Genomic DNA, 12609 nt, shown 5'->3' with positions numbered 1-12609 from the left:
AACCTGACTGATATCATCACTGTCAATTTTGCAGGAAACCTCGCCCATTATTCGCGTCCCATCACCAGCGCTGCGTTAGCGCCACCAAATGCAAATGAGTTACTTAGCGCCCAGCGCAATGGATGCCCAAGCCGATATCCTTCAGGTAGTAGATTCAATTCCGCCAACTTGTTATCCGTGACACCATCCCACAAATGCGGTGGTAAATAACCGCCAGAATTGTCATCTTGCATTGCCAGCCAACACAAACCGGCTTCAACTGCACCCGCTGCACCTAAGGTATGACCGGTATAAGCTTTAGTCGAACTTGCGGCGACTCGGTCGCCAAAAATAGTATTCACGACCCTACTTTCCATAGCATCGTTTTGCTGGGTAGCCGTACCGTGCAAATTGATGTAATCGATCTGCGTCGCGTCGACGTTGGCCCTTCTGAGCGCTTGGGTAATGGCAATTCGGGCACCGTTACCATCTGGATCTGGCGCAGAAATATGATAACCATCAGAAGACTCGCCCCACCCGCGCAATGCTACCGTCGCAGGTTTTGCACTCATCAAAAACAATGCTGCACCCTCGCCAATATTAATACCGTCGCGATTGGCGCTAAATGGATTGCACCGCACTTTACTGACCGACGCCAGAGCACCGAATCCAGCTACAGTGAATGCGCATAACGAATCAACTCCGCCGGTAAGTACTACATCAGACAAACCCATCTGGATTAGTCGTGCGGCGCTCGCCAACGCTTTGGCGCTGGAAGCGCAAGCGCTGGAATGCACATAAGCCGGACCAGTTACTCCTAACGCATCGGCTAACATCGCTGCGGCTGATCCCATCTCTTGTTGTCTATAAGTAAAGTTTGGCGGAAATTTTCGATCCGCAGGGTCCACGCTTGCAGTTTTCCCATACGCCGCGTGAAATGCCGCTTCGGTTTCGGCAATGCCAGAGGTACTGGTGCCAAGTACAATCGCTATCCGGTCGGGTCCGTACTGTTCGATGACGGCATCCACTGCTGGTCGTATCTGTTTTAACGCAGCCAACAGCAGTTGATTATTCCGGCTACGATGGGCTAGCGGGTAGTTACCAAGATCCATCGTAGGCAAAACACTTTCCACGCAACCGATCGGCAACGCACCAACGGATGAATAGCGATCCGTCATCACAATGCCGGTTTGGCCGGCAAACAGGCGCTGACGGATTCCGGCATGGGTATCGCCAAGCGCGCAAATAAGACCCAGTTCGTTTAAATAAAACATATTCAAATGACCAAATTAAGGTGCCGCAATTTTTATCGGCGTACTTGAACTATCGCCGCCAACTGACTCAATTGTCAGGCGATAGTGATAACGGATGTTCGTTAATTCCACCTTGCCGCTCCATGGCGACGCATTACTATAAACAATGACAGTGACCGGGACGCCATCACGCAACAAGGTCCGGCGCAAACCCTGTTGTTCAATTTTCCAGCCTTCAGGCAACGCCTTCCGAATGGCTTCTACCGGCCATAAGGTCAGTTGCGTATCCTCCAACACGTCATCCGCCCGAACTTGAGACGGCAGCATCCGATGACGCCAGGACTCTAACGTTTTTCCATCATAATGCAAAGTCAATACGCGTTGCCCCAACGCCAACCCGACCATATTTAATTCTTTAGGATCAATTTCAAGCGCAGCATCCAGTTGATCAGTGCGACCATTACGTTCAACCGTCAAATGCTGTTGCAAGCTGATGCTGGCACCCAATGACGCTGGCGACAGTTTTAAACCCAATCGCTCTGGCGGTGCCGCAGGCTCGGTACTGGCGCAACCCGCCATCAGCACGGCCACCACGATTAAGGCCGCATAACGTTTGCCTATCGCAGTCAAGCGCATATTTCCTCCAGCGCCTTCAAACGACGCTTACTTTCGCGTACATAGGGATTACTCTCGTCCCACGCGTAACCAGCCAAAATTGACGAAATCATGCGACGAATTTCGGGTTGCTGATTTTCATGAAAAATAACGTTTTGAAATCCACCGCCGTACCACGACTCAACAAACGTCCGAAACGTATTGACGCCTTTTTTGAGTGGAGTCGCATACTCACTCTCCCAATCGACTTTAGCGCCGGATAACTGGCGACCTAATACTTCGGCAGCCAAACTGGCAGATTTTAAGGCAATAGTGACACCCGAAGAAAATACCGGATCAAGGAACTCACCAGCATTGCCAAGCAACGCATAACCTTTTCCCCATAACGATTTAACATTGGCAGAATAACCGACGATAGAACGCGCTGGCGTATCCCAGCAAGCGTTTTCCAGCAGTTTCCGCGATGCCGGATCTTCATTCACCAGCGCTTGAAGACGTTCAGTGTCCGACCCTTGATATTTAGCCAAAAACGCTGTTTCGGCCACCACGCCGATCGAACAGCGACCGCCAGCGAACGGAATCAGCCAATACCAGACGTCGCAATGCTCAGGATGCACCGTGACACGAATTTTATTCCGATCAAAATCTGGTGAAGCGATGCCATCTTCAATATGCGTAAAAATCGCACCACGAACAGGAAAATTAGATGGCGTTTCCAGTTCCAGCAAGCGCGGCAAAATACGGCCAAATCCACTTGCATCCAAAATAAACTCTGCTTCAACCTTATATTCTATGCCACTCGGATCTTGCACCTTAACACGCGGCTTGCCGCCATTGAGGTCGACAGCGGTGACTGTATGCTGAAAACATATTTCAGCGCCTTGGCGCTCTGCTTCTTTGGCCAACAACTGATCGAAATTGGCACGTTGCACCTGATAAGTGGTGCCCCAACCGTTAGCATGTTTATCACGAAAATCGAAAGCAGTGTATTTTTTGCCGCGCACAAAAGCTGCGCCATTTTTATATTGAAATCCAGCTTCAACTACCGCTTGCAGCATGCCGGCCTGCTCCAGATAAGCCATACTTTGCGGCAATAAACTTTCACCAATACTAAAACGCGGAAACTGCTCACGCTCAAGGACCAGGACCTGGCGACCTTGCTGTCGCAATAACGCAGCTGCGACCGATCCTGCCGGACCCGCACCGATTACGACAACATCACACTTCTTAACGTTAATATCCATTTTTTCTACCTTTACAACCGTGAGTTTTTACTTTGGCTAAAACAAGGTGCTATCAGCCACACAATCGCGATGCCAACCAACATCGTGAATCCAAACGCATGCAACGGCGGCGTACTTGATAACGCTAATAGCCCGAATGACAATAAGGCGCTTACAGCCGACAAACAAACCGCCAGCCAGGCAAACCGTCCTGCGGGATCTTGATGGTCAGTTTTCTCCTGCAAAAAAATACCGTAATCAACACCCAATCCGAGGATCAGCATCAGCGCCAGCATATGAAACATTTGCAAGGGTTGACCAATAATCCCTAGTAAAGCAAGCACCCCAATACTGGCAATAGCTGGAGGCAACACCACACGCCATCCTGCAAAACGATAACGCCCGAACAGCAGCAAGAAAATGGCAACATAAGCGCCCAGTAATACACTTCCCATATATTGCCGGTAATCACCCAATACAGTAGAAATTTCGCTCACTTTATCGACCCATTGAACACCATCCAAGTGCGATGCTGTCTTTTGTAACAGGGGTAAATTCGCATAATTATTCAGACCACGCAACGCCACAATGCTGGCAAAAGTCACACCATGCACACCCTCAACCCGACCAAGCCAAAGATGTCGTGACGGTTCACTCGCCGGGGTTTTTAAAAATGCATCAGGCGTCAAAGTGCTGGTGTTGGTACCAACCTGAGTTGCCGCACCCAACGCCCGCTCACGCATCTGCTTAATCCAGCTTTGGTCCTCGCCAAGCTGCGCCGCCAGGGCTTTCAACGGTCCGTCTTTACCTAGTAGAGCGCGCTCCACTAATACGCGGTTCGCGATTTGCGCTTGCATTGATGGCGTCCAGCTGGACATCGCCTGATAACCGCTGATTACGTGCTGCGCGATCAATGGATCGAGCCGTAACCGCAGCGCTTCTTCACGTTGCAACACTTGCTCCGCGCTATCACCGCGTACCAGATAAAATTGCACGGGAGTCGGTGCGTCGAGTATTTTTGATAATTTGATCTGATCGTCTAACAGCACTTTCGGCGGAGACTGCAAAGAGCGGATGTCATCGTTGACGCGCAATCGGGTTAATCCAGTCACCACGAAAACACCAAATAATATCGCTACCAACAAGGTGCCAAAATTACGTTGAAATAGCGGCCAGTGATGACGACTCGCCCCACACCAGTCGGCAAAACGTGTCCCCTTTAAAGTCGACGGCTGGACCAAAGTCGGAAACCAGCAAATCACGGTCAGCCACGCAAACACCAAACCCAGTACCGAAAAGACCGCCATCTGCCTTAGCCCTGGAAAAGGCGTCAGCGCCAACCCGATGTAGCCAATCACGGCAGCGGTCAACGTCAATAACAATCCCGGCAATAGACGCCGTAACAATTGGTGCGACGGTAGGGACTTATCACTTCCTGCACGACTACATAAAAAATAGATGCCATAATCCTGTGCAACACCGATCAGACTAGCGCCAAACACAAGGGTCAGCAAATGCACGCGTCCAAAAATAAGCCAGCAAATTGAAAAGGCTCCAAGGCAGCCGATAGCGATCGACAGAACAATCAAGCCGACAGGCCGAAATGCACCGAATGTCAACCACATCAGCAGTACGATCCCAAGAAGCGAACCTACACCAATGGTCGACATCTCGGCACTAGCCTGAGCGCTGGCAGCACCAGCGTGCAATATCACACCGGCGCTAATCAACTCAACTTTGGGAACGGTTAATTTGGCTGCCTTGGCAGCGACGTTCAGCAATGGCAATACTGCTTGCTGGTTTGCCATTGAAAACGCCGGTTGACGCAAAGTCAGCAATAGCATCACATATTGGCGGCCATTGGCCTCCACGAACAAATAGCCATCACGGGGCCTGACCGGCGTCTCTTGCGCGCGCGCCTGCACCCAGCCCGTAAACAAGCCAAACGGATCATCCTGCCACGCACCCAATTTAGGACCAGAAAAAGGACTATATAACTGTCTCAAGGCGGACTCAACCCAGAACGCCGGTGGCTTCTCCTGCAGCAGCTTTTGCTGCTCGGCGGTCAACAAACTGAGTCGATTTTGCTGCGATGGCCCTAACCAGTCGGTCTGCGCTTGCTCCGACATTGGTGCTGTGGCCTCGAACAATGCGGGATGTTTGATCAGTACCGCAGAGTAAGCATCGGCAGCTGCACGCGCTTGCGCCCAATCGTCGGCCCCAACCAGCACAATAACCCGTTGCTGGGCCGAATCCACCATATGCGTGAACGCTTGTTGTAAAACCGGATCACGCTGCTCCACGGGCAATAACGCAAGAATATCAGTATCGGGTACGACCTTTTGTACCAACCATAGATAGGCGTTATGACTCAATATCAGCCCAACCACCAGCAGCCAGATCCACACCAATCGTTTCGGCCACTTGCTAACACTATTACTGGTTCCGGTATCGATTTCAGTATTGGCCTTATCACCGGCCTCGTTAGTCAAGTGCGGCCCCTTCTTCGCTGGTCATCGCATTTACGCCGCTCTGCACGCCGGAGAAAGTAATCTCGGTGCGGTCACCACTGGCTTCGTTGATCGTCACGCTTTTGACGGTAGTACCGCCGGTCAGTGTCAGCGTACCGATCGCTTTGGCTAGCGCCGGTTGACGTGCCTTTAGAGCGACTTTCCAAGTGCTGCCCTGAATGCTGCCATCCATGTCAAACAAAGATTCCAATTGACTCAAATCGCCAGCTACTAAAGAGAACATCACGCTATTGATCATTCGGACTACCGGTTCCTGCTTGGCATCCAGTCGCATAGCCACGCGATCACCCTGCATTTGCACGATCTCATCGCGCTTGAGACGCAATGTATTCGGAAATGGCTGCAATGTTCGCCATAGAACACCTTTGCCGCTCACAACACAAAAACGACCATTCGACAGTAATGGTTTTTTGATTCCCATCAGTTGCTTGGCTTGGTCGAAGCGACCACACAAGACCGGCGGCTTTGCCAACATTTCCTGTATTTTTGCGATAGGTGCAGCCGCTTGCGCAGATGCAGCCAGAACGATGAAAAAACCACTAATCAAAACTGGCGTGACTATCGACGAAAATAAACCGGATGAAAATAAACGTTTCATGGTGTAGCAATTCCCAATTTTTGAAACAACACAGCAGGCGAAGCAAAACACATTTCACGCGTCGCGATATCAACCGCGACTTGCGTGGTCGTACCCTTGGTCAAGCGCTGGCCGGTGGTAAGATCGGTGATTAAATAATCCATCTTCAGGCGATTTTCCCATTCGACAATACTTGCGCGAACGCTGATATCTTGACCAAACGTTGCGGGGTGAACATACCGCAGATGTAAATCAATCACCGGCCATGCATAACCCGAATCCTGCATTTCCGAGTAGTTGTACGCAATCGCATCGAGCAGCGCGCATCGTGCTTGCTCCATATACTTTACATAATTGCCGTGCCAGACAATGTCCATCGGGTCAAGATCGTAAAATTGTACTTTCAAGGCAATCTCGGCAGTCCAGCGACTTTCCTTTTTATACATATAAATCCCATGCTTTCGAATTGATACGCGCCAGCAACAAACGCAAATCAGGCTCTAACATACGGTCTTCCTTGATCGCCGCAATATCATCCGCCAGCACATCCAGCATTACTTGCAAGTTCTTTTGGGGTTTTGCTGTCTCGTCCACCCGGCAGCGCAGCCAAACACCTTGGCGGACGCTAATTAACAATGCCGCCGTTACTTGTTCGGTCAATTGCAGCACCCGCAAACAATCCCGCGCAGCAATCGTACCCATGCTGACTTTGTCCTGATTATGACATTCGGTAGAACGTGAAAATACGGAGGCTGGCATGGTCAGTTTCAGCGCTTCAGCGGTCCAGGCCGATGCACTGATTTGTAGCGCTTTTAAGCCATGATTAATACTAGCCCGCGGTCCTTCTGCGCCTGATAGATTGGATGGCAAGCCGTGGTTATAACGACTATCGACCAGTAACGCCATCTGCCGATCTAATAAGTCGGCCACGTTGGCAACCGCATTTTTCATACTATCCATAGCGAAGGCAATATGACCACCATAAAAATGGCCGCCATGCAGCACGCGTTCATTTTCACCGTCAATGATGGGATTATCGTTAGCACTATTGAGTTCATTCTCAATCGATTGCCGCATCCAGGTAAGCGCATCGGCCAGGACACCGATCACGTGTGGGGCGCAGCGAATCGAATAACGATCCTGTAAACGCTGTTCGTTGCGAGGCGCATCTGGAGCCGGCAAATCCTGGCGTAACCATGCGGCAGCTTGTTGTTGCCCTGCGTGCGGTTTGACAGCAAATAACGCCTCGTCGAAGTGATGTGCATTGCCGTCCAGCGCAAAGCTCGACATCGCGGTAATGCGGGTGGCAATGCGCACCAGATACTCGGCGCGGTCATATGCAAGGCAGGCCAGCGCCGTCATCACAGCAGTACCGTTCATGATCGCCAGACCTTCTTTGGGTCGCAAACGTAATGGTGTCATGCCGACCGCAGCCAATGCCTCGGCAGCAGATACTTTGACGCCTTTACGCCAGACTTCGCGCTCACCACACAGCACGGCGGCGAGATAGGATAACGGCGTCAAATCACCGCTAGCCCCGACGGATCCCTCTGCGGGAATCAACGGCAACAAATCTTCTTTCAACAGCCGAGTAATCTGTTCGAGTAGGCCGACACTGACACCAGAATACCCTTTACACAACGACGCCAGGCGGACCGCCAGAATAGCCCGCGTCTGCTCGGGCGTAAAATGTTCCCCGAGACCACAGCCATGATAGGTATATAAATGATGCGGTAATTCCAGCACTAATTCAGCCGGCACATTGACCATACAGGAATCCCCATAACCGGTCGTCACGCCGTAAATAGTTCCGTCCTCTCGCAACAAACGATCCAGAAAATCGGCTCCGCGCATGATCGTGGCCCGAAATACGGGATCCGTAGATAGGGTCACTTTTGCTGAGCCGGACGCGATCTCGACAATATCTTCAATCGTCAGACGCTCTCGATCAAAACAAATATTTCGCGGCAAAATGTCAGGCATCTCTGATGCTGTGTTTAGATCAGTGTTGTGCGTTGTCATAGGTTGATAAATACCAAAAATCATAAAAGTTAAACCACTGCAAAGGCGCTTTCAAACAATAGTGTTCCAGTCGCTTCGCATACGCGGCGGCCAGTTCATTCAATATTTGATTGCGATGTTTACGTGGCAAATGAATGGCATCCCGAAACAATTCAAAATGACATTGGGAACGGCTACCAATAGTCAACGTAAACAGCAAATAAACCGGACATTGCAATACGCTAGCCAAGACATAAGGACCAATAGGGAATGGGGCTGAGTTCCCAAGAAAGTTGGCATGGGCGACGCGTGGCTGCGGCGATACTGGAATGCGATCGCCAGCAATCGCCACAAACTCGCCTTGGGCCACCTTTTCTGCCAACAACATTGCCATGACGGGGGTCAGTTCAGTCACTTGCATCAGATTCAACTGACTATCCGGATCAAGCTTTGCCAGCAATCGGTTAAAAGCTTTCGCATGCTTGGTGTGGACCAAAACAGTAATACGCAAACCGCTGCGCTGCCGCGATAACACGCGACATAACTCTAAATTGCCAAGATGGGCGCAAATCAACAAGCCACCGCGCTTTGCCTCCAAATTATCCCGAATCAGCTCCTTCCCGGTGCTGGTGACGTCTTGGGTTTTAAACAATCCGCCCCATAGCAGCATTTTGTCCAGAATGCTTTCTGCAAACGCGCCAAAGTGCTGAAATACCCCGGATAAACCTGACTGAAGTTGCGCGTTATCATCAACCGAACCACATGCGCGCACCCGCCGCAAATAATCTTTTGAGGCATGGCGCGCTATCGGTTTGGTCGCCAGATAAAAACCGAGAATGGGATATAACACCAATCGAAACGGCAAACGACCAGCGATACGATATAGCCAAAACATCAGACGCATGCCAACCACAAAACTGGATTCGTTAATCTGGGCCCAATGACGGTGCGCGCGCGTCATTGACCGCTCCGTCGGCGCGAAAACTTTCTCACCAGCAAAGTCGGCACACGCCATAACATGCCAAGAAACAACGTCGCGTGCATCCGAGAAATCAATAAATTATCTCTCACCAGACGAAAGTGAGAAACACCGTCACTCGGATAACCGACCTTGGTCGGAAAATTGACAATCTGCATGCCATCCCAATATAAACGCACAATGACGTCAGTATCGAAATCCATGTGTTGACCAAGTATTCTTTTATGTGACAAGGCTACAAATGGCGCGAGTGGATAGATCCGAAAACCACACATCGAATCTTTGATATCAAGCGATAACGTATTGATCCAAACCCATACGTGGGTCAGATAACGTCCGTAAAACCGCACCTTGGGCACACTATCGTCATACTGCGGCACACCGGCAATCAATGCATCTGGCCGTGCAGCAGATTGCGCTAAAAAGAGTGGAATATCATCCGTACAATGCTGTCCGTCTGCATCTATTTGTAGCCCATGCGTAAAGCCAGCTTGTGCCGCATGACGAACACCACTCACGACGGCTCCGCCCTTACCCCGATTTACGGCATGACGCAGCAGAATGATGTGGTCCGGATGCGCAGCAGCGAGCGTATCTAATACTGCAGCGCACTCCGCCGAACTGCCATCGTCGACCAATATACATGGCAGTTGGCACGACAGAATTGCCGCCACCACGTGACCGATTGCATGTGCGTGGTTATAAACTGGAATAATGGCACAAGGATTAAAGTCCACCGTAAAAATTTGCCGCGTGACGATATCTGACGCATCCATATTGGCAGTCGTTTTGATGTCTATATTTTGATCGGGGTTCTGATCGGGATTTTTTTGGTGACTCAAAGTCTGATGATTATTGTCATCCACCGAATCTCTACCATGTTGAGGCTGGTCCACTTTAGAAGTATTTCCAAACAGAATACGTCCGCTTGCGTGCTGACCAGCATCAGAGCTGAAACTAAACGTCAGAGAGGATTTTTGACTATCATGCTGAAGCCTCAGTTGCAGAACCTCTTCGGGCATGACTACGCGCTGGAATTTAAGGGCATGCATGCTCAAAAAACGCGGCGCTAAAGGTAAATATTCTCGTCCATACGCAATCGCCCAATCAACCTGAACCACACCTGGCAAAATAGGTGATCCGTCAAAATGACCATTAAAATAGAGAAGATCACGCGGAACAGTAAGTTCAAGCACGACGCGTGATTGCGCCAGATCCATTTCCAGCACGCGTACGTTTGGTTTTGTCACGGGACTCACCAACAACGCGTTCGATGATGGCGCATTCACGGTCTCGACCGCAGCGGCCAATAACGCAGCACGCGTCGTCTTGCCCTGCGCGTTCAATGGGAGCGTGTCGAGATAGCGCCAGCTACGCGGCAGCGCGATCGACTCAATCGCATGAGCGATACTATCCCGTAGTCGTCGATTCAATAGTAATTTTCCCTGCTCGGCATAGAAAAGACGACCGGCATCCGACAGCACAACGAATGCGGCGATCTGCTGACGGCGCTGAAGCGGCCCTTCATCAAGCAATAAAACCCGTACGTCCATCACCAGGCAAGATATCTTCAATTGTGACTCGATCATGTCTAGCGAAATACGCTTTTCTTCTACTTTCACAATACGATCAATTCGGCCTCTTAACAAAAACCGCATTTCATCAATTGCTTGTACCCGATCCGTCAAACTGAACCAATTCGCATCAGGCAGATGCGGCGAGCAAATTTCGAGGACTGATTCATCCGAACTGATACGCCACGTAATCTCAGGCATGACAGTCCAACTTTCATCCACTTGTGCAAGAGGATTGTCAATGAAATCGAAAGAACGTTGACGCCATCCTACACCGCCTGTTTCCGAACTTCCGTAGACCTCGATCGGCACATGCCCGAGAAACTGCGAGGCTATTTGTGCAGCATCTTGCGACAATGGTCCGCCAGAAGAAAAGACTGCACGCAATGAATGCAATAGCTCTGGTTGCATTGACGCCGGAATCCGTTTCAGATGCGCGGGACTGGAAATGAGTATTGCAGGCCGATCACCAGTGACGCGCAAGACTGGCAATAGCTCTTCTAAAAATGCGATTTGCCGTGCATGAATAGTGCGGCCAGTTGTCAGCGGCCACAACACTTTGAATAAAAGCCCATAAATATGTTGATGCGACACCGTAGCAATAACATGCGCATCGCCGATAGCGTCTCCAAATAAAGCTTCTAGCGTCGTGATTTCAGTTGATAGCTGGGATAATTTCTTAATAACCGCTTGCGGTTCGCCGGTACTACCCGACGTATAAATCACCAATCCCGAGAAATCAGGCGATAGCGTCTTGAAGCCATAATAGGAAGCGTCATCAATACGGTGCGGGAAAATCGATGACTCTGCAAGATTGACCGCTTCCAAGCCTGACCTTACTGGTAAATGCATTGACAACCGTATTGGGAGATAATCGTCTGGAAACTCGCCCACAAAACCATCCACAAGCGTCGCCAAGGCGGCACATGTTGCTGGCAATACATCACCTGCAAGATAAATGATTTTGTCCGCCTGCCAGGCACCTAATAATGCGCAGGAAAATTCGGCGCAATCTGTCAAATATAATGCAAAAGAAGCGCCCGAATCACGTGATAACGCGTTACGCCATGCATCAACCCGCGCCAAAAAGTAAGCACGATCGAGGCTCTCGCCATCGCGCCATGCGAATGGACGCGCCCTGTCCGTAGAGCTAATACCTACTTTTGGTGGCGCGCTTAATGGCGATAATAACGACAACAGATCGTTTAAACTAGACATTCTGTGGCCCAGATGACTGAAGTCTATGCCGACGTTTTAGCGCTATTCTGACCATATATTCACCCACAAACAAAAGCCCCATTGCAACGTAAGCAACTATGCCGTTATAAACGCTCCACACTGCTGGCGATGCCCAAAATGCCGTGATCAATGCTAACGAACCATTCACCACAAAAAAGCCACACCAGACCTGTGTGACACGGCGAGTATAAGCAATCGCAAAATCCGGTAACTGTGGGTCAGTTAGTCGCGCCATCCGCTCTATGATTGAAGGCGGTACGAAAAGACTATATCCAAAGACGCATAACATGCCTGCATTAACCAATACCGGATACAGTTTTAACGGTAACAACGCATTATTCCAAATCGCAACAGCAGCTAATAGCAATGCCGCGACCAAACACCAACGACTAACCTTACTTAATTTAACCATTGGCAGCCGGGTTGCAGCTGCGATGATTAATAGCAATGCAAGCGCGCGAGGCGAAACCCGTCCATGTCCGAACCAGATAACAAACGGATACAACAGCGTAATTACCACAGTCAGGATGGTCAACACCGTCCGCATCCAGAGTTGCATGAAACCTGAGAATAAGCGCGTCAATGAGCGTGGCAAAAGGCATGACACCAGGCGAGACAAGTAACTAGAAGAGAGGCCG

Annotated in this window: 10 protein-coding genes; all 10 read right to left on the bottom strand. The window is 50.3% G+C overall.

Annotated features, from left to right (window positions below; all coding sequences use genetic code 11):
- Positions 1-47 precede the first annotated feature (47 nt).
- Positions 48-1253 carry a beta-ketoacyl-ACP synthase gene (locus RGU75_RS15540; protein WP_322237410.1) on the bottom strand — a complete coding sequence of 402 codons (1206 nt, stop codon included), beginning with the start codon at positions 1251-1253 and terminating at the stop codon, positions 48-50.
- Between the two features lie 15 nt (positions 1254-1268).
- Positions 1269-1811: a DUF3261 domain-containing protein gene (locus RGU75_RS15535; RefSeq protein ID WP_416186874.1), complete on the bottom strand. Its 543-nt coding sequence runs from the start codon at positions 1809-1811 to the stop codon at positions 1269-1271.
- A 47-nt stretch (positions 1812-1858) separates the two neighbouring features.
- Complete coding sequence (locus RGU75_RS15530; protein ID WP_322237404.1) at positions 1859-3091, bottom strand: NAD(P)/FAD-dependent oxidoreductase; 1233 nt, start codon at positions 3089-3091, stop codon at positions 1859-1861.
- A gap of 11 nt (positions 3092-3102) precedes the next feature.
- A complete protein-coding gene (locus tag RGU75_RS15525; protein ID WP_322240573.1) occupies positions 3103-5478 on the bottom strand; it encodes an MMPL family transporter in 2376 nt (791 codons plus the stop codon).
- 76 nt (positions 5479-5554) lie between these two features.
- Entirely contained in the window at positions 5555-6199 is a 645-nt protein-coding gene (locus tag RGU75_RS15520) for an outer membrane lipoprotein carrier protein LolA (RefSeq protein ID WP_322237401.1), read from the bottom strand.
- Complete coding sequence (locus RGU75_RS15515) at positions 6196-6624, bottom strand: acyl-CoA thioesterase (RefSeq protein WP_322237398.1); 429 nt, start codon at positions 6622-6624, stop codon at positions 6196-6198. Before RGU75_RS15515 ends, RGU75_RS15520 begins: the two co-directional genes overlap by 4 nt.
- The gene (locus RGU75_RS15510; RefSeq protein ID WP_322237395.1) at positions 6617-8161 is read right to left on the bottom strand and encodes an aromatic amino acid ammonia-lyase; all 1545 of its coding nucleotides are present in this window, start codon (positions 8159-8161) and stop codon (positions 6617-6619) included. Before RGU75_RS15510 ends, RGU75_RS15515 begins: the two co-directional genes overlap by 8 nt.
- Before the next feature lie 19 nt (positions 8162-8180).
- Entirely contained in the window at positions 8181-9140 is a 960-nt protein-coding gene (locus tag RGU75_RS15505; protein WP_322237393.1) for an acyltransferase, read from the bottom strand.
- Complete coding sequence (locus RGU75_RS15500) at positions 9137-11950, bottom strand: AMP-binding protein (protein WP_322237390.1); 2814 nt, start codon at positions 11948-11950, stop codon at positions 9137-9139. The genes RGU75_RS15505 and RGU75_RS15500 overlap by 4 nt, the downstream gene beginning before the upstream one ends.
- On the bottom strand, positions 11943-12530 hold the full coding sequence (locus tag RGU75_RS15495; RefSeq protein ID WP_322237387.1) for a hypothetical protein: 588 nt from the start codon (positions 12528-12530) through the stop codon (positions 11943-11945). The genes RGU75_RS15500 and RGU75_RS15495 overlap by 8 nt, the downstream gene beginning before the upstream one ends.
- Between the last annotated feature and the right edge of the window lie 79 nt (positions 12531-12609).

The organism is Glaciimonas sp. CA11.2, from assembly GCF_034314045.1.
Taxonomy (GTDB): domain Bacteria; phylum Pseudomonadota; class Gammaproteobacteria; order Burkholderiales; family Burkholderiaceae_D; genus Glaciimonas.
This window is presented reverse-complemented; position numbering and strand designations above follow the sequence as displayed.

Coding starts and splice junctions, on each gene's coding strand:
- RGU75_RS15540 (WP_322237410.1), bottom strand. CDS start 1,253: ATGTTTTATTTAAACGAACTGGGTCTTATTTGCGCGCTTGGCGATACC.
- RGU75_RS15535 (WP_416186874.1), bottom strand. CDS start 1,811: ATGGCGGGTTGCGCCAGTACCGAGCCTGCGGCACCGCCAGAGCGATTG.
- RGU75_RS15530 (WP_322237404.1), bottom strand. CDS start 3,091: ATGGATATTAACGTTAAGAAGTGTGATGTTGTCGTAATCGGTGCGGGT.
- RGU75_RS15520 (WP_322237401.1), bottom strand. CDS start 6,199: ATGAAACGTTTATTTTCATCCGGTTTATTTTCGTCGATAGTCACGCCA.
- RGU75_RS15515 (WP_322237398.1), bottom strand. CDS start 6,624: ATGTATAAAAAGGAAAGTCGCTGGACTGCCGAGATTGCCTTGAAAGTA.
- RGU75_RS15510 (WP_322237395.1), bottom strand. CDS start 8,161: ATGCCTGACATTTTGCCGCGAAATATTTGTTTTGATCGAGAGCGTCTG.
- RGU75_RS15505 (WP_322237393.1), bottom strand. CDS start 9,140: ATGACGCGCGCGCACCGTCATTGGGCCCAGATTAACGAATCCAGTTTT.
- RGU75_RS15500 (WP_322237390.1), bottom strand. CDS start 11,950: ATGTCTAGTTTAAACGATCTGTTGTCGTTATTATCGCCATTAAGCGCG.
- RGU75_RS15495 (WP_322237387.1), bottom strand. CDS start 12,530: ATGCAACTCTGGATGCGGACGGTGTTGACCATCCTGACTGTGGTAATT.